Below are 25,960 nucleotides of genomic sequence, written 5' to 3'. Positions count from 1 at the left end.
ACCGGAATTCTCCTACTGCTTAACGACACGAAATTCCGCATAAAGAGCGTAAGAACGCCGCAGGGCTGAAGTCCTTGTGTTGCATTTGTTTATGTTTTGTCACCATTTTCGGTGCAACTTACCGGAAGACGTGCAGTCATAATGCAGCGGTCAGGTTCTGAGAAAAGAACAGAAAGAAAACATCCAAAAAGGAAATAAGATGAAAAAACGACTTCTTGTAGTTGCAGGCGCACTTTGCATCACGATGGGCCTGTCAGCCTGTACCACCAACCCATATACTGGCGAATCCGAAGCGGGTAAATCCGGCATTGGTGCTGGTCTGGGTGCCGTTCTGGGTGCGGGCGTTGGGATGCTCTCATCATCTAAACATGATCGTGGCAAAGGCGCGCTGATCGGTGCCGCAGCAGGCGCTGCGCTTGGCGGTGGTGCGGGTTATTACATGGATGTGCAAGAAGCTAAACTGCGAGACAAAATGAAAGGTACCGGCGTCAGCGTAACCCGCCAGGGCGACAACATCGTGCTGAATATGCCGAATAACGTGACCTTTGACACCAACAGCAGCACGCTGAAACCGGCAGGCGCTAACACGCTGACCGGCGTGGCAATGGTGCTGAAAGAGTATCCGAAAACGGCGGTTAACGTGGTGGGTTATACCGACAGCACCGGTACCCGTGCGCTCAACATGAGGCTGTCACAGCAACGCGCTGACGGCGTCGGTAGCGCGCTGATCACTCAGGGTGTGGCGGGCAGCCGCGTACGCACCACCGGTGCCGGCCCGGATAACCCGATCGCCAGCAACAGCACCGAAGCAGGCAAAGCGCAGAACCGCCGCGTTGAGATCACCCTCAGCCCGTTGCAGTAAAATCGCTGATATCCAAAATATGAACGGAGCCGCGAGGCTCCGTTTTTGCGTTTTATGTTATCCTCCGGCAACCGCTTCTCTCCATTGCGCACCGGATGCCAGTATGTCTCTGAAAGCTATCGCCAAAGATCTCGGTCTCTCTGTGACCACCGTCAGTCGTGCGCTGAACGGTTACCATGACGTTTCAGCAGACACCAAAGCGCGAGTGCAAGCGGCGGCGGATCTGCGCGGCTACCGGCCCAATACCCTCGCTCGTCGCCTGAAGATGGGTAAGATCGACGCCGTTGGCCTCATTTTCCCCTTCACTTCCCACCCGTTAAGCAATTCGGCGTTTGTCGAAATGGTCGGCTGTATCACCCGCGAACTGGCGAAGCATGAAATCGACCTGCTGTTGGTGCCGGATGAACTGGGGACGTTTTCGTGGCGAAGGCTGATCGAAAGCAAGCGTGTGGACGCCATGCTGGTGGCACATACGCTGAATGACGATCCGCGCCTGCTGGATTTGCAGCAGCGCAATTTTCCGTTTCTGGCACTCGGACGCAGCCACTGCCTGACGCAGGATTACGCCTGGTTCGATTTCGATAACCGCGCAGGAATGCAAATGGCCGTCGATCATCTCGCTGAACTCGGCCACCAGCGCATCGCTTTTCTTGGTGAAAACAATCAGCAATCCTTTATCAGCCAGCGCCATCAGGGGTATCTCGACGGGCTGGTGGCAAATAAATTGCCGCTGAATCCGCAATACGTGAACAAAGTCAGCCCAAGCCGCCGCGCCGGTTATCAGGCGACGCAGGCGCTGCTGGCGTTACCTCAGCCACCGACGGCGATTGTCTGCGACTGTAATATGCACGGCGAAGGCGCAGCACTGGCATTGTACGAGGCCGGATTGCTGCTCAGTGGCGCAGTGTCGTTGATTATTTATGACGGTTTGCCGTCTGACAGCCTGCCGGACGTCGCAGTCACCGCGATCCGGCAAGGCACCCGCGAAGCGGTCGGGCTGCAAATCGCCGAGATGACCATGGCGCTGATCCGCAACGAACCCATGGGGAATTTGCAGGTTCTCTGGCAGCCGGAATTGCAGGCCGGCGTCACCGCGCATCCACCGCAGTTATAGTTCTCCTTTAGATTATTTTTCCACCCTACATCACAAATTTGCATCATCACATTTCCTATCCGAAACGTTTCGGATCAATAGTTACTCCACCAGATAGCATCTTATCGCTGCAAGTTACCCTGTGGAGTCGTGACACTATGGAAAACCAGATCGTTCATTTAACCAGTGAACAAACCAGCCTGATCGTGCGTTGTACGCCATTCGCCGAAATCCTTTATTGGGGAAACCGCCTGAGTCAGTTTTCGGCTGACGATGTGATCACCCTCAGCCGCGCGGTGCCCAACGGTCGGATTGATGTCGAAGCACCGGTCAATTTCAGCGTCGATTCCGGGCGCGGTTCTTTCGGTACGCCGGGTGTGGAAGGACATCGTGACGGTCTGGACTGGTCGCCGGTGTTCAATACGGTTGACGTACAACAGCAGGGAAATCAGCTGACGATCACCACGGAAGATGCCATCGCCGGCCTGCAATTTCGCAGTGAACTGCGCCTTGATGACAGCGGCGTTTTACAAGCACGCAATGCACTGACCAACCTCAAGCCCGGTACCTATCAGTTGACGCGCCTGGCTGTCACGCTGCCACTGCCCGAACGCGCCGCCGAAGTGATGGCGTTTCATGGCCGCTGGATCAAGGAATTCCAGCCACACCGCACCTTGCTGGAGCACGGCGGCATTATTCAGGAAAACCGGCGCGGCAAAACATCTTCGGAATATTTTCCAGCCATGATGATCGGTCATCAGGGGTTTAGCGAAGAACAGGGAGAAGTCTGGGGAATGCATCTGGGCTGGAGTGGCAATCACCGCCTACGCGCCGACATCAAAATCGACGGTCGCCGTCTGGTGCAAGCCGAAGCGCTCTATCTACCGGGCGAACAACGCCTTGAACAAGGTGACACGCTGGAAACACCTTGGCTATACGCCAGCTATTCTGCCCGCGGGCTAAACCTCATGAGCCAGCAATTTCACCGCTTCGTGCGTGAGCAAATTTTGCGTTTCCCGGCCGGAAAACCCCGCCCGGTGCATCTGAATACCTGGGAAGGCATCTACTTCGATCACGATCCAGACTATATCATGCAGATGGCGACAGAATCTGCCGCATTGGGCGTTGAACGCTTCATTATCGACGACGGTTGGTTCCGCGGCCGCGACCACGACCGTGCCGCACTTGGCGACTGGTATCTCGATGAGAAGAAATACCCGCATGGGCTGGAACCGGTGATCAGCCATGTTAAAAATCTCGGTATGGAATTTGGGATTTGGGTCGAACCAGAAATGATTAATCCGGACTCCGATCTGTACCGCGCCCACCCCGACTGGCTGCTGGCGTTGCCGGGTTATCAGCAACCGAGCGGTCGTCATCAGTTCGTGCTCGATTTGAATAATCCGCAGGTGTTTGACTATCTGGTGGAACGCATGAGCTGGCTGCTCGGCGAACACGATGTCGATTACGTGAAGTGGGACATGAACCGCGAGATCGTCCAGCCTGGGCACGAAGGCCGGGCAGCACTGACGGCGCAAACGCAGCAGTTCTACCGCCTGCTCGACGTCCTGGGAGCACGCTTCCCGCAGATTGAATTTGAATCCTGTGCCTCCGGCGGCGGTCGCATTGATTATGAAGTGTTGAAACGCAGCCACCGCTTCTGGACATCAGACAACAACGACGCACTGGAGCGGCAGAAAATTCAGCGCGGCATGAGCTATTTCTTCCCACCGGAAGTGATGGGTTCGCACATCGGCAACAAACTGTGCCACGCCACCTCGCGCCAGCACAGCATTGCATTCCGTGGCCTGACCGCGCTGTTCGGCCATATGGGCATTGAGCTGGATCCGGTGAAAGAAGGCGATACCGAGCGCGCTGGTTTTGCGAAATATACCCTTTTGCATCAGCAGTTACGTCCGTTGCTGCACAGCGGAAATGTGTTCCGCGTGGACAGCCATGACAATGCGATGCTAATTAACGGCGTCGTCAGCCAAAAGCGCGATCGCGCCGTGTTTTTGGTCAGCCAACTCAGGATGCCCACCTGGTCATTGCCCGGCTCGCTCCGGGTCCCTGGGTTGAAACCCACGGCCCGTTATCGCGTGACGGTGCTGGATGAACCGGCACTGCTGGCCGGTGGTGGCAGTGGCCACACCATGCGCGTACAACCCGCGTGGTTGCATGACTCTCCGGTGCTGAACGGTGAATGGCTGGCGAATGTCGGGCTGACGCTGCCGGTGCTGGACCCGGAAAGCGCGCTGCTGCTGAGTTTTGAGCGCGTTTAATCGGTTGGTATCAAAAACAGATAAACATAAAAAAACGCCGGCGCTTCGGTGCCGGTTTTGATGGTTTCGGCAAGGAAATCACTATGAACCCTACACAAACTGGCGATCGTTGCTTCTATAAAAAAAATACCAACTTCTGGATATTTGGCAGCTATTTCTTTCTCTACTTCTTCATTATGGCCACCTGTTATCCTTTTTTACCGATCTGGCTGTCTGACGTTATTGGCCTGAGCAAAACGGAAACCGGCATTGTTTTCTCCAGCATGTCGCTATTTGCCATTCTGTTTCAGCCGTTCTTCGGCATTATTTCTGACAAGCTCGGCCTGAAGAAACACCTGCTGTGGATCATCGCCGTCCTCCTGTTCCTCTTCGCGCCGTTCTTTATTTACGTGTTCGCGCCATTACTGAAAATCAATATCGTGCTCGGCGCCATTCTGGGCGGCGCGTACATCGGGTTCGTCTTTGCGGGCGGTTCCGGCGCAACCGAGGCGTATATCGAAAGGGTTAGCCGCAATAGTTCATTCGAATACGGCAAAGCGCGGATGTTCGGCTGTTTCGGCTGGGGGATTTGCGCCTCAACCGCAGGCGTACTGTTTAACATCAATCCGGATATTGTGTTCTGGATGGGGTCTGGCGCGGCGGTGATTTTGATGATTTTGCTGCTGATCTCGCGACCGCAGGAAAATAAAAATGCGCAGGTGCTAGATAAACTCGGTGCCAATCAGTCGCAATTCTCGCTGAAAACGGCGGCTTTGTTACTTAAAGAGCGCAAACTCTGGATGCTGATTTTGTACGTAGTGGGCGTTGCCTGCGTCTATGACGTCTTCGATCAGCAGTTCGCCACCTTCTTTAAAAGCTTCTTCTCCTCACCGCAGCACGGTACCGAGATGTTCGGCTACGTGACCACCGCAGGTGAGCTGTGCAACGCGCTGATCATGTTCTGTTCGCCGTGGATTATTAACCGCATCGGCGCGAAAAACACGTTGCTGCTGGCGGGGACTATCATGTCGATTCGCATCGTGGGTTCTGCTTTTGCCACCACGGCGGTAGAAGTGATCCTGCTGAAAATGCTGCATGCGCTGGAAGTGCCGTTCCTGCTGGTCGGCGTGTTCAAATACATCACGCAGATTTTTGATGTCCGGTTCTCGGCGACCATTTATCTGATTGGCTTTAACTTCGCCAAACAGCTGGCGGCGATTTTCCTTTCCGCCTTTGCGGGCAGTTTGTATGACCGCATCGGGTTTAGTGATACCTACCTGATCCTCGGGGGAATTGCCTTCAGCGTCACGATAATTTCCGCCTTCACGTTGAGCAGTCGTCCACAGAGACAGGCTGTTCCGGCGGCGAGGACGGTGGAAGGAGTGCACTGACTTTATATGGCTAGCGGTTACAGCCTTTCGACACTCTGTGCTAGTCTCCGTGGGATGAGCATGAGGGGAGAAAGGTTGTGAGCAAAAAACAGGAGCCGGGCGCAGCAGTCCGCGCCACGATACGTGACGTTGCCCGTGCAGCACAGACCGGAAAAACCAGCGTTTCGCGTTATCTCAACGGTGAACAACACCTGCTGTCCGATGATCTCAAAGAGCGCATCGGACAGGCCATCTCCCTGCTGAATTACCAGCCGAGCCAGATGGCCCGCAGCCTGAAAAGCGGTCAGACACGGCTGATTGGGCTGATTCTCGCTGATATTACCAATCCCTATTCTGTTGATGTCATGCGCGGTGTTGAAGCCGCCTGCCGCCAGCAAGGGCTGACATTGCTGGTGTGTAACACCAATAACCAGCTGGATCAGGAAAAGCACTATCTGCAACTCCTTAGTAGCTACCGTGTCGATGGCATGGTGGTCAACGCGGTCGGCATGCGCGAGGCGGCCATTTCTACGCTACAACAAGCCAATTTACCGATGGTGCTGATTGACCGTAAAGTCGCGAACTTCTCCTGCGATGTGGTCGGGCTGGACAATGCCCAAGCCACAATGATGGTGACCGATCATCTCCTGAATCAAGGTTTCGAGGCCATCTTGTTCCTCAGTGAACCGGTGACCATCAACACCCGCCTCGATCGTCTGCATACGTTCTTACAGCGTATGCAACGCGAGCCACAGCACGTCGCTGAACAGGGTGAAGTTGAACTTAGCGACACCGCCGCGCTGGAAACCTTGCTACGTGATTTCGTCGCGCGCTATCCGGACAAACATAAAGCCGTGCTGTCAGCCAACGGTGCCTTGACCCTGCAAGTCGCACGCGCCATGCGCCGGATAGACTTGGTTTGGGGCCAAGACATCGGCTTGCTGGGCTTTGACGAACTGGAATGGGCGGAACTGGCTGGCGTGGGTATCACCACGCTAAAACAACCGACCTACGACATGGGCGTCGCGGCACTTGAACAACTGGTGACCCGCATTCAGGGCAACCAGGAACCGATCCGTGAGCAGGAATTTTCCGGCGAACTGGTTGTGCGCGGGTCAACATCAAAGCATTAAGCTCATCAAACCCGATAATTCTTCTCTAATCTCCTCCTGCCGCGCCGTTTCTTCGTGAGCGGGATCATATTTTTTATTCTTGCCACTTCCCAATGGAACCGGTCCCATATAGCGTGAATTGAGAGACAGCAAAGAGTTAACAAAAATCTGCACCCTATTTATCCGTCTAAAATTGAATATTGCCCCGCAATACCGGGCCGGTTTTTACAAGGATATTGAGATGAAAAAAGAGATTGTGGTGGTCATGTCTGCTTATGGTAATGACAACGTGAAAGCACTGGGCGGGCAGGTTGCACTACTTCCGGTGATTGCCGATGCCGGTGCCGACGGCGTTGAGATTCGCCGCGAATTGTTTACGCCCGCAGATCTGAGCAACTTGCCAGATTTGGCAGAAAAAATCCGCCAGAAAAATTTATTTACCGTTTATTCCGTGCCTGAATCGCTGTTTGTTGAGGGCGGAAAGGTGAATCCGTCACTGGCAACATTTTTGGAGGAAGCGGCAACACTCGGCGCACGCTCACTAAAACTGGCGCTGGGATATTTCAAAGCCGGTAAAGACCTCACTCCGCTAAAAGTCATACTGGGGTCGCACCCAGTTAAACTGGTGGTGGAAAATGACCAAACCTCCGACTGCGGCATTTTATCGCAGTTGAACGCGTTTATGTTCGCGGCACAGTCCCTGCATTTACCGCTGACTATGGCCTTTGATATGGCCAACTGGCTGTGGGTCGGACAGGACCCGATGGCCGCAGCCGATCGAGTGGCGCAGCATGTCGGCTACATTCACGTAAAAGCAGCCCAGAAGTGCGGCGAAAAATGGCACGCCGTGGCGCTGGACGACGCCGATGGCAGTTGGAAGCCACTGCTGGAAAAACTGCCGCAAGATGTGCCGCGTGGGATTGAGTTCCCACTAGAAGGTGAGGATCTGACCGCCGTGACCCGTCACTACGTTGAAATGTTGCGTGAGGACACCGCGCAAGCATAAGGAACCAAAGCATGTCGGAATTATCGTCTCAAGCCGCACTGGATGTGGTGACTCTCGGTGAAGCCATGGCGATGTTTGTCGCCTGCGAAACCGGCCCGCTTGAAGAGGTGACACAGTTCACACGCCAGGTCGCGGGTGCCGAACTGAATGTTGCCATCGGGCTATCGCGCTTAGGGCTGAAGGTCGGATGGGCCAGCCGCGTGGGCGATGACGTGTTCGGCCGTTTCGTGCTCAAGCAGCTGGAAAAAGAACGGATTAATGCCAGTCAAGTCACCGTGGATGATCACTATGCAACCGGCTTCCAGCTGAAATCAAAAGAGATCGGAGGCTGCGATCCCCGCGTTGAGTACTTTCGTAAAAATTCGGCGGCCAGTCATCTTTCAGTGGCCGATTTTAACCCGGCTTATTTCTGCGCAGCCCGGCATCTGCACCTCTCCGGCGTCGCCGCTGCGCTGTCGGACACTTCGCGGGAACTGTCGAAACTGGCGGCTAAGGAGATGAGAAAAGCGGGAAGGAGTATATCGTTCGACCCTAATCTTCGGCCTGTGTTATGGGGTAGTCAGCAGACGATGCGGGAAGAGATTAATGCCCTCGCCTTTGCTGCCGACTGGGTATTACCCGGCCTCGGCGAAGGTCAGTTGCTGACCGGAAAGAAAACACCGGAAGGCATTGCTGATTTTTATCTTACACAGGGAGTAAAAGCCGTGATCATCAAAACCGGTCCAGACGGCGCCTGGTATAAAAATGCAGACGGCGAGCAGGCGCAGGTTGCCGCTTGCAAGGTGGACAATGTGGTAGATACCGTCGGCGCGGGGGACGGTTTTGCCGTCGGGCTGGTGAGTGCCATGCTTGAAGGGCTGACACTAGAGCAGGCAGTCAAACGCGGGAATAAAATCGGCAGCCTGGCGGTGCAGGCCATCGGTGACAGCGAAGGTCTGCCGACGCGGGCACAGCTCGTGGACGCATGACGCACACCGTTTTTACTCTGTTCCCTACACTTACTGAGCACCCTATATAACAGTAAATAAACCACATCAGTCACGAAACTGAGGATAAAAGTCATGAACGAAGCCAAAATCGCCATCAGACGCTGGTGGTATATCATGCCGATCGTATTTATCACTTACAGTCTGGCCTATGTCGATCGCTCCAATTTCAGCTTTGCATCAGCAGCGGGCATCAATGAGGATCTCGGTATTACTAAAGGGATGTCATCCTTGCTCGGCGCGCTGTTTTTCCTTGGTTATTTCTTCTTTCAAATTCCCGGCACCATTTACGCCGAACGCCGCAGCGTCAGGACATTGATTTTCTGGTGCCTGCTGTTGTGGGGCGGTTTTGCCTCCCTGACCGGGGTGGTCAATAACATTCCGATGCTGGCGGCGATCCGCTTTGCACTGGGAATCGTTGAAGCGGCCGTGATGCCCGCCATGCTGGTGTATATCAGTCATTGGTTCACCAAATCTGAACGCTCGCGGGCCAACACCTTCCTGATACTCGGGAATCCGGTCACGGTGCTGTGGATGTCGGTGCTGTCCGGCTATTTGATCCACGCCTTCGGCTGGCGAGAAATGTTTATTTTCGAAGGCATTCCGGCGGTGATCTGGGCATTCTGCTGGTGGGTCCTGGTGAAAGATAAACCGGAGCAGGTTAACTGGCTGACGCAGGGAGAGAAAAAAGCGCTGGCCGATCAGTTGGCAAAAGAGCAAGAAGGCATTAAAGCGGTACATAACTACGCCGAGGCGTTTAAATCCCGCAATGTGATTCTGTTGTGTATGCAATATTTCGCCTGGAGCATTGGTGTCTACGGTTTTGTGCTGTGGCTGCCGTCAATTTTGCGCAGCGGCATGCAGATGGGGATGGTCGAAGCAGGCTGGCTCTCTTCGGTACCTTATCTTGCGGCCACTGTCGCGATGATTGTCGTATCATGGGCGTCTGACAAATTGCAGAACCGTAAGATTTTCGTCTGGCCACTGCTACTGGTTGGCGCGCTGGCGTTCTTTGCGTCATGGGCCGTCGGACCCAATCATTTTTGGGTATCTTATTCGCTGCTGGTGATAGCTGCCGCCGCCATGTATGCCCCTTACGGCCCGTTCTTCGCCATTATTCCTGAGATGCTACCCAGGAATGTCGCTGGCGGCGCGATGGCACTCATCAACAGTCTGGGGGCACTCGGCTCTTTCTTCGGATCGTGGTTTGTCGGTTATCTCAACGGCAATACTGGCAGCCCGGCGGCCTCGTTTATTTTCATGGCCGTGTCCTTGCTCGTTTCCGTGGTACTGACACTCATGGTGAAACCTGAGCAAACATCGGCGAGGCCGCAGTCGGTTTAACTTTATATCAAATTTAATCAATCCTTTATTATGGAGTGTGCAATGAAGCCATCGATCGTTTTATATAAAAAACTGCCCGCCGACCTGCATCAGCGCCTGGAAAAACACTTTTCAATCGTCGAGTTCGAAGGCATTACCGAAGAGAACCGCCCGAAAGTTTTTGACGCACTGCAACAAGCGGAAGGGCTCATTGGTTCGGGCGGTGCGGTGAATAAAGAGCTGCTGGATCACGCGCCGCGTCTGCGTGGCGTGTCGACTATCTCAGTGGGATACGACAATTTTGACGTCGATGAACTGACCCGCCGCGAGATCCCACTGATGCATACGCCGACCGTGCTGACCGAAACGGTCGCCGACACGGTGATGGCGCTGGTGCTTGCCACCGCACGCCGCGTGGTGAATGTTGCCGAGCGCGTGAAAGCCGGTGAATGGACGAGCAACATTGGCGCAGACTGGTTTGGTGTCGATGTGCATCACAAAACCCTCGGGATTATCGGTATGGGCCGTATCGGCCTTGCGCTGGCGCAGCGTGCGCATTTCGGCTTTGATATGCAGGTACTGTACAACGCCCGCAGCCAGCATAAAGCTGCCGAAGAGCGCTTCGGCGCGAAGAAGTGCGAGTTGGACGAGCTGCTGGCTAAGTCAGATTTCGTTTGCGTACTGTTGCCACTGACCAATCAAACCTTCCACACGATTGGTAAAGAACAGCTAGCCAAAATGAAGTCCAGCGCCATTTTGATCAGTGCAGGTCGTGGTCCGGTCATCGACGAAAAAGCGCTGATTGCGGCCCTGCAAGAGGGCACGATCCACGCCGCAGGCATGGACGTCTTTGAAACTGAACCGCTGCCGAAAAACTCCCCGCTGCTCAGCTTACCCAACGTCGTGGCGCTGCCGCATATCGGTTCTGCTACCCATGAAACCCGTTATGGCATGGCCGCCTGCGCAGTGGATAACCTTATCGCCGCCCTTACCGGTGAAGTCAAAGAGAACTGTGTTAACCCGCATATTTTGAAGAAATAGATCGTCAAACAACGCGTAAAATTCCGCCAGATAAAGTGTCCAATAAAAGGGGATTCACTTCATGATGGCGGTCCTTTTTTATCTGTCGTGGCTGTAACAATACATTTCTACGTATCGGGGGCGATTGCACTGTTTTACAGCAGACGTTATGGTGAGCGTCACATTCTGATAACACACAAATCTTTCTATGACGTTTTCTGTTTTCGGCGATAAATTTACCCGCTTCACAGGCATTAGCCGCCTGATGGGCGATATGAATGATGGCTTGCGCACGCCTGGGGCGGTCATGCTCGGCGGTGGGAACCCTGCGCAAATACCGGAGATGCAGGACTATTTCCAAACGCTGTTAAGCGAAATGTTAGCAGAAGGTAAGCTGACAGAAGCCCTGTGTAACTATGACGGACCGCAGGGTAAAGACGTGCTGCGCCATGCATTAGCTGGCCTGCTGAAGAAAGAACTGGGCTGGGAGCTGGACGCAAAAAATATTGCGCTGACCAATGGCAGCCAGAGCGCCTTCTTCTATCTGTTTAACTTGTATGCCGGCCGCCGCGCCGACGGCTCGATGGCGAAGGTTCTGTTCCCGCTGGCACCGGAATATCTCGGTTATGCCGACGCCGGGCTAGACGAAAATCTGTTCATTTCTGCCAAACCCAATATTGAATTACTGCCTGAAGGCCAGTTTAAATATCATGTCGACTTCGATCATCTCAACATAACGGATGATATCGGTCTGATTTGCGTATCACGCCCGACCAACCCAACAGGCAATGTGATAACCGATCAGGAGTTACAGCGTCTGGATGTACTGGCTCAACGGCGTGACATTCCGCTGCTGATCGACAATGCCTACGGCGTGCCCTTCCCCAGCATCATCTTTACTGACGCCACACCGTTGTGGAACCCAAACATTATTCTGTGCATGAGCTTGTCGAAGCTTGGCCTGCCGGGATCGCGCTGCGGCATCGTGATTGCTGACGAGAAAGTCATTACAGCCATCAGTAATATGAACGGCATCATCAGTTTGTCACCGGGCAGCGTCGGTCCTGCCATCGCCACTGAAATGATCACGCGTGGTGATCTGCTGCGGCTGTCAGAAGAGGTGATTAAACCCTTCTACTATCAGCGAGTGCAGGAAACCATCGCCACGCTGCGCCGCTATCTACCGCCAGAGCGCTGTTTGATCCATAAACCCGAAGGCGCGATTTTCCTCTGGTTATGGTTTAAAAACCTGCCTATCACCACTGAAGTTCTGTATCAGCGTCTCAAGAAGCGCGGCGTGCTGATGGTACCGGGGCATTACTTCTTTCCGGGGCTGGAGCATCCGTGGGCGCATACGCATCAATGTATGCGGATGAACTACGTGCCTGACGCTGAGCAAATTGAGTTAGGCGTGAAGATTCTGGCGGAAGAAGTGGAAAAAGCGCACGCGGAAAACCCGTCATGATGCCACGAATAACAGATAGATAAGAAAGCCGGGGCAACATGACCCCGGCTTTTTTTATACGTTTTAAAGAAGAGTTTAAAACGAGATGAATTAAGACAGCTGATTTTCTAACGTAGGTTTATCCGTCCCGATAGCAATTTTCTGCGGTTGCAGCGCTGGCGGTACGTCGCGGACCAGGCTGACGTGCAGTAGGCCGTGAGTAAACTCAGCAGCGGAAACATGCATGTGCTCAGCCAGCGTAAAGCTCAGACTAAAAGGCTTGATCACTAATCCCTGATGCAAATATTCCACCTTGGTTTCCGGCGGTACTGGCGTCCCGCTGATCGTCAGACGCGGCCCCTCCACTTCAATATTCAGATCGCTTTGCTGGAAACCAGCCAGCGCCAGTGAGATGCGATAATGATTATCGTCTGATTTCTCAATGTTATACGGTGGGAAGGCCTGATCGGCGCCCTGCATTGAGCTGGCGAGTTTATCGAAGCCAATCCATTGACGCAGCAATGGGGAAATATCGTAATTACGCATAGTGTAACTCCTTCTATGAAGCGAGATAAATGAAGTCACCACGGTTTCAAAGGCGTGGCGTTTCTGCTCCCTGACGGCGAGCAATGCTGTTTCAAAAGTGTTTGTGGTCCAAATTAACGTATATCGATGCGACGCGGTTTAGATGATTCCGGCACGACGCGTTCAAGATCGATGTAAAGCAAACCATTCGCCAAATTGGCGGATTTAATTTGAATATGTTCAGCCAGCTGGAATTTACGCTCGAAATTACGTTCTGCGATGCCCTGATATAAATAGGTACGCTCTGCTGCGGCGTCTTGATGAGCACCTTTAACCAGTAACATATTATCCTGAGCCGTGATCTCCAACTCGGATTCAGCAAAACCGGCCACCGCAATCGCAATGCGATAATGGTTTTCATCCACCAGTTCGACATTATAAGGAGGGTAGCCGCCACCCTGATTTTGTCCGGATTCAATTAAATTGAATAGACGGTCGAAACCAATAGCTGAGCGGTATAACGGGGATAAATCAAAATTACGCATGAGTGATTCTCCTGACATGCAGCGAGTCGATTGTTAGTGACCTTCCCTCGGGACAGGTCTGTGACGCGTCATACCCTTACGGCGTATGCTTTCCTGCGTTGTATGATAAAAATGGTGGTATAAAAAAGAATTTCAAGTCAGCAAACGAAAAAAATATGCTGGCTAAATAAAAAAGTGAGTAACCTAAACAATCACCCTACACAATATATTTAGATTTTTCATCGCAGGATATCCGTCATCCCTTAGACTATAATTCAACATACCGACGTTTAGCTAAGGCAGTAGCTTCAGATATAAACGAATAATTGAGACGGCCACCACAGAGCCACACCTTGCTTTGTTAATTTTTTTGGCTGAGTGATATAAGTCACCTTTGACGATAAATCCTCAGTCCGACAGCATGAGATGAGTTCGAACATGATGAAAACAGTTTTACTGCCGCTCGTGACAGGATGTGCTTTTTTATCGACCAGCGGCTGCTCCAGCGTCATGACTCACACCGGGGGCCATCAGGGATATTATCCCGGGACCCGCGCCGACATGACCATGATTGCCAGTGATGACACCAGTTGGGCAATGACGCCTTTGTTAATTGTCGATCTGCCTTTCAGTGCGCTACTTGATACGCTGTTATTACCTTATGACTACTATCGTCAGGGAAATCAGAACACCCGGGATCGCATCAAAACCAGCGAAGAACATAATCTGGCGTTAAGCCACGGGGTGGATATCGACCACGTTCCGCCAATGACGGCGACAACACATTCGCAAAAGTCATCAGCCCACAAAAAGTAACGGTTTCCAGTAAAAAAATTGACGTCTAACCGGCCTGAGCAGGCCGGTTCTCTGCGATTAGCGGCTGAACGTTACTGCGATCTGGGCAAACTCGCCACACTGGCGCATAAACGCCACTTTTTTGCCGTCGGGTGAAAACACCACCGCATCAGCACAAGGCGCAACGTCGGTTCTCTCCGTCAACCGGTGCATCTTTGCGCTTTCCACATCAAGTTGCATCAAGCTATTGTCGCAGACCAGCGCCAGGCTGCGGCCATTCGGGCTCCAACTGAAGGCCGACTGAATGCTCGTCACCGCATGGCTGATTTGCTGCGGCTCACCGCCGTTGGGCGAAACCGTCCACAGCTGAACGACCCCATCATCATCCTGCATCAGAAATGCAATAGCCGAACCGTCGGGCGAGGTGCGCAACCAGTGTCGCGGCTGCTGCGCGATGCCTTTTGCCGTGAAGGTAATGCGTCGCTGTTTGACGCTGGCCGGAGGGGCTGGCAGCGTGTCCGGCGTCCCTTCAAGTGGCTTCTCACCGGCTTGCCTATAACCGCTATCGTGTTCAGGTAAATCCACCACAAAAATCTCCGGGTGTTTTTCACCTAAGGCAGAAAGCGTATCGCCAATGAAAGCCAGCGCCCAGCGCTGACGGCGACCATCCGGTTTTTGATAGCCTTCCTGACCGATCCAGCCCTCCTCATAGGCGCGGTTAATCTCGTCGCTGCCTGGCTGAGGATGCGGTGTGGTCTGGCTGACCAGTACGCTGAAGTGGTTACCGTCGTATTCGCGCGGATGATGTTTTGCAGACAGCACCGGATGGTCCGAAATTGCCACGCCGACGTTGCGCAGATCTAGCGCGGGGTCCCGTTCATGCAAAACGTGATCGTTATAGGTAAAACTGAGGCGCGAACCGTCTGGACTGAAGACATGAACATGCGTGCCACCGCGTAGCGCGCCGGGCGTAAAAGGGGCGCTGATATCAAAGGCATCCAGCGTGACAGCCGGAGAACGAAGCGGTTCACTGACAATCACGCCGCGACGATGGTGAAAGTCGTACTGCCAGGTACTATCAGGATTTTCCGGGCCATGAATAAACACGTAACGAGCGGGTTGGTCCGGGCTGACCGTCGCCACACCAACATGTGCGCCCTGCGTTGCCTGGTAAATCACCTGCACTTCACCCGTCGCTACATGCACCCGTTCGATGGTTGAACCGGTAAATGAACCGCCATGCGGACGGACATCGTAAACCAGCCACTGGCTGTCTGGTGTCCAGACGTTAATATTGGTCAGTTGATGCCCGCGGGCGTCGAAAGTGAGTTGTTTTTCCATCGCTACGCATTCTCCTTTTGGGCGCCGTTCAAACGTTCAGAACAAATTTCTCAATCGCAAATGCCACGCCGTCTTCCGTGTTGGTTTTGGTCACAAACTGGCTGACCGCTTTTACGCTGTCCAGCGCATTGCCCATCGCCACACCAATGCCAGCATATTCGAGCATAGCAATGTCATTTTCCTGATCGCCCAAGGTCATCACGTTTTCGCGCGCGATACCCAGTTTTTCCGCCAGCGTTTTCACACCTTCGCCTTTATTCACGCGCTTATCGAGAATTTCGAGGAAATACGGCGAGCTTTTCATGATGGTGTAACGCGCTTTGGCGTCGTCCGGTAACTGGCTGATAGCGCGATCCAGCAGTTCCGGATCGTCAATCATCATCACTTTGGGAAAAGTCAGCGACGGATCCATCTCTTCTGCCGGGCAGAACTGCAACGGAATGCCGGTAGTGAAGGATTCATGCACGGTGTAGCGGCTGACGTGGCGGTTAGCGGTGAACAGATCGGTTTTAGTCAGCGCATGGAAGTGTACGCCGAGCTCACGTGATAATTTTTCAAAGTAGTGATAATCGTCAATCTTGAGGGCTACTTCAGCAATCACGCTGCCACTTTGCGCATCATGCACTAAGGCACCGTTATTCGTGATGCAGTAACAGCCCTCTTGTTGCAGATCTAATTCTTGCAGATAACGCTGCACACCGATAAAAGGGCGTCCCGTCGCCAATACAATTTGGACCCCTTTTTTACGGGCTGCTGCCAGAGCATGTTTCACGGCAGGAGTGACTTCATGCTGCGGATTGAGCAACGTGCCATCCATATCAATTGCAATTAACTCAATAGCCATAACATCCTCAAAGTTTAAATATTCTTTCTCAATGCTAACGCGACTTAGCGCTGTAAAGCCAGTCTGAAACGGGGCTTGAAACGGATGAAAAAAAGTCCGAAACGGTTTCCCGATTCGGACTCTGGTTTTCAGCTCAGCCAATGACTCACTTTTCGTTATCAAATATCGATGTTAGCGGCCTTCAGGGCGTTATCTTCGATAAAGGCGCGACGAGGTTCAACGGCATCACCCATCAGGGTAGTAAACAGCTGATCCGCAGCGATAGCATCTTTGATGGTTACCCGCAGCATACGGCGTTGTTCCGGATCCATGGTCGTTTCCCACAGCTGATCGGGGTTCATTTCACCCAAACCTTTATAACGCTGTACCGAAAGGCCGCGACGCGACTCTTTCACCAACCATTCCAGTGCTTGTTCGAAGCTGGCGATCGGCTGACGACGTTCACCACGTTCGATATAGGCATCTTCTTCGATCAGGCCACGCAGTTTTTCACCCAAGGTAAAGAGCTTGCGGTATTCACCACCATGAACGAAGTCGAAATCGAGATCGTAATCGGTATCTACGCCGTGTGTACGAATGCGCAGAACCGGTTCAAACATCTGACGTTCGCGGTTTTCACGCACAATCGCACTATAGCTGCTGCCGTGCTGCTCTTTTTCGTTCAGCATCGCCACCAGGGATGCCATCCAGTCCTGAACTTTTACCTGCTCGTTGAGATCGGTTTCACTCAGTGTGGGTTGGTAGACCAGGCAGTTCAACAGTGCGCGCGGGAAGCGGCGCTCCATACGGCCAATCATTTTCTGTACGCTGTAATGTTCAGCAACCAGTCTTTCCAGTGCAGCACCCGCCAGCGCCGGAGCGTGGGCATTGGTATGCAGCGTCGCACCGTCCATGGCAATAGAAATCTGGTACTGATCCATCGCTTCGTCATCTTTAATATACTGTTCTTGCTTGCCTTTTTTAACTTTATACAGCGGTGGCTGGGCAATATACACGTGACCGCGCTCGATAATTTCAGGCATCTGACGGAAGAAGAAAGTCAGCAGTAAAGTACGGATGTGAGAACCATCGACGTCGGCATCGGTCATGATGATGATGCTGTGATAGCGCAGTTTATCCGGGTTGTATTCGTCGCGACCAATGCCGCAACCGAGCGCAGTGATCAGTGTGGCAACTTCCTGCGACGAAAGCATTTTGTCGAAACGCGCTTTCTCAACGTTGAGGATTTTACCTTTTAGCGGCAAGATCGCTTGGTTCTTACGGTTACGGCCCTGTTTTGCTGAGCCGCCCGCTGAGTCCCCTTCCACTAAATACAGTTCTGAATGGGCCGGATCACGTTCCTGGCAGTCAGCCAGTTTGCCCGGCAAACCGGCCAGGTCCAGCGCACCTTTACGGCGGGTCATTTCGCGGGCTTTACGTGCTGCTTCACGAGCACGGGCTGCATCAATGATTTTCCCGACCACGATTTTCGCGTCGCTCGGGTTTTCCAGCAGATAATCAACCAGCTTCTCGTTCATCAATGACTCAACGGCGGTCTTCACTTCGGAAGAAACCAGCTTATCTTTGGTCTGAGAAGAGAATTTAGGATCCGGTACTTTTACCGAAACGACGGCAATCAGACCTTCGCGGGCATCATCACCGGTGGCGCTGATTTTGGATTTTTTGCTGTAGCCTTCTTTATCCATGTACGCATTGAGCGTACGAGTCATCGCAGAACGGAAACCGACCAAATGAGTGCCGCCGTCGCGCTGAGGGATATTGTTGGTAAAGCAGTAAATATTTTCCTGGAAACCGTCATTCCACTGTAGTGAGACTTCCACACCGATATCGTCTTTCACGGTGGAGAAATAGAACACGGTCGGATGGATTGGGTTCTTATTCTTGCTCAGATACTCCACGAACGCTTTGATACCGCCTTCGTAGTGGAAGTGATCGTTCTTTCCGTCACGCTTGTCCAGCAGACGGATCGCCACGCCGGAGTTCAGGAATGACAGTTCGCGCAAGCGCTTAGCCAGAATCTCATACTCGAATTCTGTGTTATTGGTAAAGGTGTTAAAACTTGGCCAGAAGCGAACGGTGGTACCGGTTGCTTCGGTTTCACCGACCACTTTTAACGGATTCTGCGGTTCGCCGTGCACATAAGTTTGCTCATGCACTTTGCCTTCGCGGCGGATAACCAGCTCAAGTTTTTCCGACAGGGCGTTAACGACAGAAACACCCACGCCATGGAGGCCGCCAGACACTTTGTATGAGTTATCATCAAATTTACCACCGGCATGAAGAACGGTCATGATGACCTGAGCAGCAGAAACGCCCTCTTCCTCATGAATACCGGTTGGAATACCACGGCCATCATCCTGAACGGAGACGGAGTTATCTGCGTGGATCGTGACTTGAATCTCTTTACAGTGGCCAGCCAAGGCTTCGTCGATAGCGTTGTCCACAACCTCGAATACCATGTGGTGCAGACCAGTGCCGTCATCGGTATCGCCGATATACATGCCGGGGCGCTTACGCACCGCGTCCAGCCCTTTTAATACCTTGATACTTGAGGAGTCATAAGAATTCGACATCAACGTTTCTCGCTCATTTTTAGTCCTGTGATAGAACGGCTATTTTACCCTGTTCCACGCGGAACATCTTGCCCTTTTCACCCATCATATCGGTAACTTGCTCAGCGCCGATAGCGCTGACAAATACCTGTGCCTGGGTGGCTTTTAGGCGATCAGCCAGCAACCGACGTCGGTCGGCGTCCAGCTCGGAGGCAAAATCGTCAAGAAGATACAGGCAACGCCGCCCGCTCTTTCGGGTGAGAAACTCACCCTGTGCTAACCGAAGTGCGCACATCAATAATTTCAACTGCCCGCGTGACAGCAAATCTTCCACCGGCGTACCATCGGCACGGATGCGAAAATCGGCTTTATGCGGGCCAGAGGCGGTATAGGTTAAGGCTCTGTCCCGTTCAAAATTACGCTCCAGCAGCTCACCGTATTCAGTCTCTTTGTCCCATCCACGCTGGAAAGAGAAGCTGAGGGCAAACTCCGGTAGGAACTGCGCACAGGTCGCGCTGATATCAGCCGCGATTGCATCGCTATAAGCCGCACGCCATTCGCTGATGCGCTCGGCTAACGGGATCAACTCTTGATCCCAGGCACGAATTTGCGCATAGCGACTCACCTGACGCAGCGCAGCGTTGCGCTGCTTGAGTAACCTTCGCAGGTTGCTCCAGGCAATAAAAAAACCGGGGTCATGATGGAAACAACCCCAGTCGAGAAACGCCCGCCGGTACTTCGGTCCGCCATTGAGCAGGGTGAAGCCTTCGGGTGTAATCAGTTGCATTGGTAACATTTGCGCGAGCTCCGAGACTTTATGTCCGTCGCTACCATCAATACGTACCTTGCTGTCTCCCTGCCGGCTTTTACTTAAGCCAACAGAAATTTCACGCTCACCGCCATCATCAATACGGCCATGCAGAATAAATTCAGCCTGATCGTGACGGATAACCCGGCCAGCCTGCAAACTTCGAAAAGCACGTCCGTGCCCCAACGTATATATCGCTTCCAGCACGCTGGTTTTACCACTGCCATTGGGACCGACGAGAAAGTTAAAACCAGGCGACGGATCTAAATCCGCCGCCTCAATGTTGCGGAAATCTTTTATCAGTAAGCGCGTTAAAGCCATCTAAACCAATTCCAGGGCGTCATCGTCGCAGTCAGTTTGCGTACGGACAGCACGCAGTAAACGGCGCGTACTCAAGTACGTGAGCCGATTTTTATAAAAAAAGCGAGCACTGCCCAATCGCAAAATGACAAGTAAGATAGCCCGATCACAGCCTCATCGGCATGACGACATAAGCCGCAGACTGGCTGGCCGCATCTTCGATCTGTACGCTTGATACGGAATCGGTCAGCAGCAGATTCACGTCTTCGCACTTGAGCGCGTTAAGCACATCCAGTACGTAACTGACGTTAAAGCCGATTTCCATTTCAGTGCCATCATACCCAACGTCCAGAATCTCTTCTGCTTCTTCCTGTTCAGGGTTATTCGCAGTGATTTTCAATTGGTTATGACTGACATACAAACGCACACCGCGGAACTTCTCGTTAGAGAGGATCGCTGCACGGGCAAACGCCTGTTTGAGCAAGTCGCAACCGGCTTGCAGGACTTTGTCAGGGTTTTTCGGCAATACGCGGCGATAATCAGGAAAACGGCCATCAACGAGCTTCGACGTAAAGATGAAGTCACCGACGTGAGCACGAATGTTGTTGCTACCGATTTGCAGCTGCAACGGTGTTTCGCCGCCGTCGAGCAGACGCACCAGCTCCATCACGCCTTTGCGCGGAACGATCACCGAATGCGATGGTAAAGACTGGCCGATGGGCATAGAACAGACCGCCAGGCGGTGGCCGTCGGTAGCGACAGTACGCAGTTCTTCACCTTCGGTTTCAAACAACATGCCATTTAAATAGTAACGAACGTCCTGGTGCGCCATAGAAAACTGAGTGGCTTCGATCAGACGTTTTAACGTCGCGTGAGGCAGCGTGAATTCGACTTCACTTTGCCAGTCGTCGAGGTTAGGGAAATCCGTCGCCGGTAAGGTCGACAAAGAGAAGCGGCTGCGGCCGGAACGTACCAGCATCCGATCGCCGTCCAGTGCCACGGAAATTTCCGCACCGTCTGGCAATCCACGGCAGATATCAAAGAATTTACGCGCCGGTACGGTGGTCGCGCCCGTTTCGTGGGGTTGGGTCAGGGCAACTTTTGCCACCATCTCCATTTCCAAATCGGTTCCGGTCAGCAACAACGAACCTTCAGTAACCTGTAATAACAGGTTGCCGAGAATAGGCAGCGTCGGTCGTCCACCCAGCGGGCTACTGACCTGTTGCAGCGGTTTTAGCAAATGCTCACGTTCAACAATAAATTTCATAGCGCTAGGAGGATAATGTTCTGATTAAATTGGAGAAATCTTCTTTGATGTCGTGACTTTCCTCACGCAACTGCTCGATTTTCCGGCAGGCGTGCAACACCGTTGTATGATCGCGACCACCGAACGCATCGCCGATTTCTGGCAGGCTGTGGTTGGTGAGCTCTTTTGCCAGCGCCATCGCCATCTGGCGTGGGCGGGCAACCGAACGGGAACGCCGTTTGGAAAGCAAGTCTGCGATCTTAATCTTATAATACTCGGCCACCGTTTTCTGAATATTATCAATGGTGACCAACTTCTCTTGCAGCGCCAATAAATCGCGCAGCGCTTCGCGAACGAAGTCGATGGTGATCGCCCGGCCAGTAAAGTTGGCATTGGCAATAACCCGGTTCAGCGCGCCCTCTAGTTCACGGACGTTAGAACGCAGACGTTTAGCAATAAAGAACGCCACTTCACCCGGCAGACGAATATTATTTTCGTCGGCTTTCTTCATCAGGATCGCTACGCGGGTTTCCAACTCAGGCGGTTCGATCGCCACAGTCAGACCCCAGCCGAAACGAGATTTCAGGCGATCTTCCACACCGTTGATCTCTTTCGGGTAGCGATCCGAAGTCAGGATGATCTGCTGATTACCTTCCAGCAGGGCATTAAACGTGTGGAAGAACTCTTCCTGAGAACGCTCTTTATTAGCAAAAAATTGAATGTCATCGATAAGCAATGCATCGACCGAACGGTAGTAGCGCTTAAATTCTTCAATAGCGTTATTTTGCAGGGCCTTAACCATGTCCTGAACAAAGCGCTCGGAGTGCATGTACACCACTTTGGCATTGGCTTTACGCGCCATGATGCCGTTGCCTACCGCGTGCAACAAGTGGGTTTTACCGAGACCGGTACCGCCATAAAGGAATAAAGGATTATAAGCGCCGCCCGGATTATCAGCCACCTGGCGTGCCGCAGCACGAGCCAGCTGGTTCGATTTACCTTCAACGAAATTATCAAAAGTGTGCTTAGGGTTGACGTTCGAACGGTAAGACAATTCAGGCTGCGCAGCAGAGCTGTCCCAACTGGGACGCGAAGGCGCAAGGCGTGGCACCGGTTGATGAGCTGCCGGTGAGCTGACGCTGGCGGTAGTGACAGGCTGATTAACTCGCTGAATAAGTGACTTACTGCCTACTTCAAAACGCAGTAATGGCGCATCGATGCCACAGAAATCATTGAGCAATCCGTTGATGTTGTTTAAGTATTTATCTCGCACCCAATCCAAAACAAAACGATTCGGTGCGTAAAGCGCCAAAGTGTTGTCACTAAGTTCTGCCTGCAAAGGGCGTATCCACATACTGAATTCTGTGGCAGGTAATTCATCCTGCAAACGGGCAAGACATTGCTGCCAAAGCGAAAGTGACACGGCGGACTCCACTCGAACAAGATCAAAAAAAGAAAAGGATCAGGATATTTTTTAAATCATGATTTTTGGCACACGTTCCGCCCGGCATAGCGGAGGAATAAGTATTCACATCACCCTGTCAGCAATGTGAAGTAACGTGCGAACCGCTTTTTGCGGATTTGTCGACGGCCACCCCAGTTGGGATCGCGATCGGAATGGCGGATCATAACGCAATACGGCACAGAGATCCTCCCCTTCCTGATAGATTGATCCTTTTTATCCACAGGCTAGGATCGGCAAGTGCATAAGCTTAGCCGATCCTAAAATAATTAGACGGTGTTATCGTCACGGTGGCGAAAAAATAAGATTGCGCTGAGGCATTTTTGAAGATGTCGGCCAAAAGATCATAAGAGAAAGTTGTAAGGATCAACCACGGATCCTTGCGCTTTATGGTGGAGTCCGTATAATCCTCAGCCCTACGTGTGACGCCTGTGTTCCTGATGGTCATAGTCAGATGGGATTAAGCGGTGACCACGGGCCATTATGGCATCTCTGGTAAATAGATCTGGCGACTTTCTGGTAATGTAAATTGACTCAGGACTGTACAGTTATTACAATCCCGCTTCTTTATACGTTGCGATAAAGGCATCGGTCGTTTTTTCGCCGACAGCCAACGCGTTTACTGATCAGTAATAATTTAAGTTTAGGTAGAAATCGCTATGAAACGCACTTTCCAACCGTCCGTATTGAAGCGCAACCGTAGCCACGGTTTCCGTGCTCGTATGGCAACCAAAAATGGTCGTCTGGTTCTGGCCCGCCGTCGTGCGAAAGGCCGTACCCGTCTGTCAGCTTCTAAGTAATAAAAGCTAACCTATTTAGTGGTTAAGCTCGCTTTTCCCAGGGAGTTACGCTTGTTAACTCCCCGTCATTTCACTTTTGTCTTCCAGCAGCCACAACGGGCTGGCACGCCGCAAATCACTATACTCGGCCGCCTGAACGAGCTGGGGCATCCCCGCATGGGTCTCACTGTCGCCAAAAAACATGTCAAACGCGCTCATGAGCGTAACCGGATCAAACGCCTTACCCGCGAAAGTTTCCGGCTACTTCAACATAAGTTGCCTTCGATGGATTTTGTGGTGGTTGCCAAAAAGGGTGTCGCCGATTTAGATAATCGTGCATTGACGGAAGCGTTGGAGAAATTATGGCGTCGACATTGCCGGCAGGCTCCCGCATCCTGATCGGGCTGATACGTGGTTATCAGCTTTTTATCAGTCCTTTGCTTGGGCCGCATTGTCGTTTTCGACCAACCTGCTCTCAATACGGTATTGAGGCAATTGGTCGTTTTGGCATGTTAAAAGGCAGTTGGTTGACATTGAAACGCGTATTAAAATGCCATCCTTTGAACCCAGGTGGTGATGACCCCGTGCCGCCGAAAACCGACAATAACAGAGAACTCTAACGATGGATTCGCAACGCAATCTTTTTCTCATCGCTCTGCTGTTCGTGTCTTTCATGATCTGGCAGGCCTGGCAGACGGACCACGCTCCGCAACCAGCCAACCAGACCACGCAACAGACAGCGAATACTGCTAACGGCGATGCTGCTAACCAGGCTGTTCCTGGCAGCGGACAGGGCAAAATGATCACGGTTAATACTGACGTGCTTTCATTAACCATCAACACCCGTGGTGGCGACATTGACCAGGCATTACTGACTGCTTACCCAACGACTCTGGGTTCAAATCAACCTTTCCAACTCCTGGAAACCACCCCTAATTTCGTCTATCAGGCTCAAAGCGGTCTGACAGGTAAAAACGGTCCTGACAACCCGGCAAACGGCGAGCGTCCTCTGTTCAAAGCCAGCCAGGATGACTTCACTTTAGGTGAAGGCCAGGCCGAATTGCGCATTCCTCTGACTTATACGGCTGAGAATGGCGCAGTGATCACCAAAACCTTCGTTATCAAGCGTGGCTCTTATGCCGTCAATGTTGAGTACAACATCAACAACACGACCTCGACACCGCTTGAAATGACCCTGTTCGGCCAGTTGCGTCAAACCACTGACCTGCCGAAACATAAAGACACCGGAAGTAATAACTTCGCTCTGCATACTTTCCGCGGCGCAGCGTACTCTTCCAGCGATGACAAATATCAGAAGTATGCGTTCGATAAAAGCGATGCGCTGAATGTTACGACGCAAGGCGGTTGGGTTGCCATGTTGCAGCAATATTTTGCAACTGCCTGGATCCCATCACCGAATGATACCAACCACTTCTACACCACGACCAACAACGGTATCTCAGCAGTAGGCTTTAAAGGTACGCCGTTTGTTGTTCAACCTGGTGCGCAGCAGCAAGTTGCTTCGACCTTGTGGGTTGGCCCGGAAATTCAGGACAAAATGGCCGCTATCGCGCCACACCTTGATCTCACCGTAGACTACGGCTGGTTGTGGTTCATTTCTCAGCCACTGTTCAAACTGTTGAAGTTCATTCACGGTTTCATCGGTAACTGGGGCTTCTCCATCATCATCATCACCTTTATTGTCCGCGGTATCATGTACCCACTGACCCGCGCTCAATACACGTCGATGGCCAAAATGCGTATGCTGCAGCCAAAACTGGCCGCTATGCGTGAGCGTATTGGTGATGACAAACAGCGCATGAGTCAGGAGATGATGGCGCTGTATAAAGCTGAGAAAGTGAATCCGTTGGGAGGTTGTCTGCCGCTGGTTATCCAGATGCCAATCTTCCTGGCGTTGTATTACATGCTGTCGGGCTCCATTGAATTACGTCACGCACCGTTTGCTCTGTGGATCCATGACCTGTCAGCGCAAGACCCGTACTACATTCTGCCGGTCCTGATGGGTATTACGATGTTCTTCATTCAGAAGATGTCGCCAACGACCGTCACAGACCCGATGCAGCAGAAGATCATGACCTTCATGCCGGTCATCTTCACCGTGTTCTTCCTGTGGTTCCCGTCTGGTCTGGTGGTGTACTACATCGTCAGTAACCTGGTGACCATTCTCCAGCAGCAATTGATTTACCGCGGTCTGGAAAAACGTGGCCTGCACAGCCGCGACAAGAAAAAGTCATAAGTGAATGTCAGGGCGACTTTCGTCCTGACAGCTAAACTTGATGATAAAAA

The 25,960-nt window shown here is 52.5% G+C and carries 23 protein-coding genes; 15 read left to right on the top strand and 8 right to left on the bottom strand.

What is annotated here, in order from left to right:
• Positions 1-199 precede the first annotated feature (199 nt).
• The 10 genes from IEV89_RS17905 to IEV89_RS17860 all read left to right on the top strand — a co-directional run bounded on the left by IEV89_RS17905 (position 200) and on the right by IEV89_RS17860 (position 12,498).
• Positions 200-862 carry an OmpA family lipoprotein gene (locus tag IEV89_RS17905; protein WP_188474880.1) on the top strand — a complete coding sequence of 221 codons (663 nt, stop codon included), beginning with the start codon at positions 200-202 and terminating at the stop codon, positions 860-862.
• A 103-nt stretch (positions 863-965) separates the two neighbouring features.
• The gene (locus tag IEV89_RS17900; protein WP_188474879.1) at positions 966-1,976 is read left to right on the top strand and encodes a substrate-binding domain-containing protein; all 1,011 of its coding nucleotides are present in this window, start codon (positions 966-968) and stop codon (positions 1,974-1,976) included.
• Positions 1,977-2,113: 137 nt separating this feature from the next.
• Complete coding sequence (locus IEV89_RS17895; RefSeq protein ID WP_188474878.1) at positions 2,114-4,237, top strand: alpha-galactosidase; 2,124 nt, start codon at positions 2,114-2,116, stop codon at positions 4,235-4,237.
• Positions 4,238-4,320: 83 nt separating this feature from the next.
• The gene (locus IEV89_RS17890) at positions 4,321-5,607 is read left to right on the top strand and encodes an MFS transporter (protein WP_188474877.1); all 1,287 of its coding nucleotides are present in this window, start codon (positions 4,321-4,323) and stop codon (positions 5,605-5,607) included.
• 77 nt (positions 5,608-5,684) lie between these two features.
• Entirely contained in the window at positions 5,685-6,719 is a 1,035-nt protein-coding gene (locus IEV89_RS17885) for a LacI family DNA-binding transcriptional regulator (RefSeq protein ID WP_188474876.1), read from the top strand.
• Between the two features lie 220 nt (positions 6,720-6,939).
• Positions 6,940-7,704, top strand: coding sequence for a sugar phosphate isomerase/epimerase family protein (locus IEV89_RS17880; protein ID WP_188474875.1), 765 nt, complete (start codon positions 6,940-6,942; stop codon positions 7,702-7,704).
• 11 nt (positions 7,705-7,715) lie between these two features.
• The gene (locus IEV89_RS17875) at positions 7,716-8,672 is read left to right on the top strand and encodes a sugar kinase (RefSeq protein ID WP_188474874.1); all 957 of its coding nucleotides are present in this window, start codon (positions 7,716-7,718) and stop codon (positions 8,670-8,672) included.
• A gap of 93 nt (positions 8,673-8,765) precedes the next feature.
• Positions 8,766-10,034, top strand: a complete 1,269-nt coding sequence (locus tag IEV89_RS17870) for an MFS transporter (RefSeq protein ID WP_188474873.1) — start codon at positions 8,766-8,768, stop codon at positions 10,032-10,034.
• Positions 10,035-10,076: 42 nt separating this feature from the next.
• Positions 10,077-11,054, top strand: a complete 978-nt coding sequence (ghrB, locus tag IEV89_RS17865) for a glyoxylate/hydroxypyruvate reductase GhrB (protein ID WP_188474872.1) — start codon at positions 10,077-10,079, stop codon at positions 11,052-11,054.
• 187 nt (positions 11,055-11,241) lie between these two features.
• Positions 11,242-12,498 (top strand): valine--pyruvate transaminase, encoded by a 1,257-nt coding sequence (locus IEV89_RS17860; protein ID WP_188474871.1) that lies wholly within the window; start codon positions 11,242-11,244, stop codon positions 12,496-12,498.
• A 90-nt stretch (positions 12,499-12,588) separates the two neighbouring features.
• Here IEV89_RS17860 and ibpB read toward each other — a convergent pair whose 3' ends face one another.
• Positions 12,589-13,023 carry a small heat shock chaperone IbpB gene (ibpB, locus tag IEV89_RS17855; RefSeq protein WP_188474870.1) on the bottom strand — a complete coding sequence of 145 codons (435 nt, stop codon included), beginning with the start codon at positions 13,021-13,023 and terminating at the stop codon, positions 12,589-12,591.
• A 113-nt stretch (positions 13,024-13,136) separates the two neighbouring features.
• A complete protein-coding gene (ibpA, locus tag IEV89_RS17850; RefSeq protein ID WP_188474869.1) occupies positions 13,137-13,547 on the bottom strand; it encodes a small heat shock chaperone IbpA in 411 nt (136 codons plus the stop codon).
• Between the two features lie 417 nt (positions 13,548-13,964).
• On the opposite strand from ibpA, the gene IEV89_RS17845 reads away from it, so the two are divergent.
• The gene (locus IEV89_RS17845) at positions 13,965-14,342 is read left to right on the top strand and encodes a YceK/YidQ family lipoprotein (RefSeq protein WP_188474868.1); all 378 of its coding nucleotides are present in this window, start codon (positions 13,965-13,967) and stop codon (positions 14,340-14,342) included.
• A 57-nt stretch (positions 14,343-14,399) separates the two neighbouring features.
• On the opposite strand, the gene IEV89_RS17840 is transcribed toward IEV89_RS17845, so the two are convergent.
• The 6 genes from IEV89_RS17840 to dnaA form a co-directional block, all read right to left on the bottom strand.
• The gene (locus tag IEV89_RS17840) at positions 14,400-15,662 is read right to left on the bottom strand and encodes a YidR family protein (RefSeq protein WP_188474867.1); all 1,263 of its coding nucleotides are present in this window, start codon (positions 15,660-15,662) and stop codon (positions 14,400-14,402) included.
• 28 nt (positions 15,663-15,690) lie between these two features.
• Positions 15,691-16,506, bottom strand: a complete 816-nt coding sequence (yidA, locus tag IEV89_RS17835; protein WP_188474866.1) for a sugar-phosphatase — start codon at positions 16,504-16,506, stop codon at positions 15,691-15,693.
• A 158-nt stretch (positions 16,507-16,664) separates the two neighbouring features.
• Positions 16,665-19,079, bottom strand: coding sequence for a DNA topoisomerase (ATP-hydrolyzing) subunit B (gyrB, locus tag IEV89_RS17830; RefSeq protein WP_188474865.1), 2,415 nt, complete (start codon positions 19,077-19,079; stop codon positions 16,665-16,667).
• A 19-nt stretch (positions 19,080-19,098) separates the two neighbouring features.
• Positions 19,099-20,187 carry a DNA replication/repair protein RecF gene (gene recF, locus IEV89_RS17825; RefSeq protein ID WP_188474864.1) on the bottom strand — a complete coding sequence of 363 codons (1,089 nt, stop codon included), beginning with the start codon at positions 20,185-20,187 and terminating at the stop codon, positions 19,099-19,101.
• 145 nt (positions 20,188-20,332) lie between these two features.
• The gene (gene dnaN, locus IEV89_RS17820) at positions 20,333-21,433 is read right to left on the bottom strand and encodes a DNA polymerase III subunit beta (RefSeq protein ID WP_188474863.1); all 1,101 of its coding nucleotides are present in this window, start codon (positions 21,431-21,433) and stop codon (positions 20,333-20,335) included.
• Between the two features lie 4 nt (positions 21,434-21,437).
• Positions 21,438-22,835, bottom strand: coding sequence for a chromosomal replication initiator protein DnaA (gene dnaA / locus IEV89_RS17815; RefSeq protein ID WP_188474862.1), 1,398 nt, complete (start codon positions 22,833-22,835; stop codon positions 21,438-21,440).
• A 698-nt stretch (positions 22,836-23,533) separates the two neighbouring features.
• Between dnaA and rpmH the strand changes: the two genes are divergently transcribed.
• The 4 genes from rpmH to yidC are packed head-to-tail and all read left to right on the top strand — an operon-like array spanning position 23,534 to position 25,910.
• On the top strand, positions 23,534-23,674 hold the full coding sequence (gene rpmH, locus IEV89_RS17810; RefSeq protein ID WP_140475521.1) for a 50S ribosomal protein L34: 141 nt from the start codon (positions 23,534-23,536) through the stop codon (positions 23,672-23,674).
• Positions 23,675-23,692: 18 nt separating this feature from the next.
• Complete coding sequence (rnpA, locus tag IEV89_RS17805) at positions 23,693-24,052, top strand: ribonuclease P protein component (protein WP_034794314.1); 360 nt, start codon at positions 23,693-23,695, stop codon at positions 24,050-24,052.
• Positions 24,016-24,273, top strand: a complete 258-nt coding sequence (gene yidD / locus IEV89_RS17800) for a membrane protein insertion efficiency factor YidD (protein ID WP_072009927.1) — start codon at positions 24,016-24,018, stop codon at positions 24,271-24,273. The genes rnpA and yidD overlap by 37 nt, the downstream gene beginning before the upstream one ends.
• Positions 24,274-24,275: 2 nt before the next feature.
• Positions 24,276-25,910, top strand: a complete 1,635-nt coding sequence (gene yidC, locus IEV89_RS17795; RefSeq protein ID WP_188474861.1) for a membrane protein insertase YidC — start codon at positions 24,276-24,278, stop codon at positions 25,908-25,910.
• The last annotated feature ends 50 nt before the right edge of the window (positions 25,911-25,960 follow it).

Source organism: Hafnia psychrotolerans, assembly GCF_014639435.1.
In the GTDB taxonomy this organism is placed as follows: domain Bacteria; phylum Pseudomonadota; class Gammaproteobacteria; order Enterobacterales; family Enterobacteriaceae; genus Ewingella; species Ewingella psychrotolerans.
The sequence above is the reverse complement of the archived record's forward strand: the minus strand, read 5'-3'. Positions and strand labels throughout refer to the sequence as shown.

Coding starts and splice junctions, on each gene's coding strand:
- IEV89_RS17840 (WP_188474867.1), bottom strand. CDS start 15,662: ATGGAAAAACAACTCACTTTCGACGCCCGCGGGCATCAACTGACCAAT.
- IEV89_RS17870 (WP_188474873.1), top strand. CDS start 8,766: ATGAACGAAGCCAAAATCGCCATCAGACGCTGGTGGTATATCATGCCG.
- IEV89_RS17905 (WP_188474880.1), top strand. CDS start 200: ATGAAAAAACGACTTCTTGTAGTTGCAGGCGCACTTTGCATCACGATG.
- IEV89_RS17895 (WP_188474878.1), top strand. CDS start 2,114: ATGGAAAACCAGATCGTTCATTTAACCAGTGAACAAACCAGCCTGATC.
- ibpA (WP_188474869.1), bottom strand. CDS start 13,547: ATGCGTAATTTTGATTTATCCCCGTTATACCGCTCAGCTATTGGTTTC.
- IEV89_RS17860 (WP_188474871.1), top strand. CDS start 11,242: ATGACGTTTTCTGTTTTCGGCGATAAATTTACCCGCTTCACAGGCATT.
- yidD (WP_072009927.1), top strand. CDS start 24,016: ATGGCGTCGACATTGCCGGCAGGCTCCCGCATCCTGATCGGGCTGATA.
- IEV89_RS17900 (WP_188474879.1), top strand. CDS start 966: ATGTCTCTGAAAGCTATCGCCAAAGATCTCGGTCTCTCTGTGACCACC.
- recF (WP_188474864.1), bottom strand. CDS start 20,187: ATGGCTTTAACGCGCTTACTGATAAAAGATTTCCGCAACATTGAGGCG.
- yidC (WP_188474861.1), top strand. CDS start 24,276: ATGGATTCGCAACGCAATCTTTTTCTCATCGCTCTGCTGTTCGTGTCT.
- IEV89_RS17845 (WP_188474868.1), top strand. CDS start 13,965: ATGATGAAAACAGTTTTACTGCCGCTCGTGACAGGATGTGCTTTTTTA.
- gyrB (WP_188474865.1), bottom strand. CDS start 19,079: ATGTCGAATTCTTATGACTCCTCAAGTATCAAGGTATTAAAAGGGCTG.
- dnaN (WP_188474863.1), bottom strand. CDS start 21,433: ATGAAATTTATTGTTGAACGTGAGCATTTGCTAAAACCGCTGCAACAG.
- yidA (WP_188474866.1), bottom strand. CDS start 16,506: ATGGCTATTGAGTTAATTGCAATTGATATGGATGGCACGTTGCTCAAT.
- ghrB (WP_188474872.1), top strand. CDS start 10,077: ATGAAGCCATCGATCGTTTTATATAAAAAACTGCCCGCCGACCTGCAT.
- rpmH (WP_140475521.1), top strand. CDS start 23,534: ATGAAACGCACTTTCCAACCGTCCGTATTGAAGCGCAACCGTAGCCAC.
- IEV89_RS17875 (WP_188474874.1), top strand. CDS start 7,716: ATGTCGGAATTATCGTCTCAAGCCGCACTGGATGTGGTGACTCTCGGT.
- IEV89_RS17890 (WP_188474877.1), top strand. CDS start 4,321: ATGAACCCTACACAAACTGGCGATCGTTGCTTCTATAAAAAAAATACC.
- ibpB (WP_188474870.1), bottom strand. CDS start 13,023: ATGCGTAATTACGATATTTCCCCATTGCTGCGTCAATGGATTGGCTTC.
- IEV89_RS17880 (WP_188474875.1), top strand. CDS start 6,940: ATGAAAAAAGAGATTGTGGTGGTCATGTCTGCTTATGGTAATGACAAC.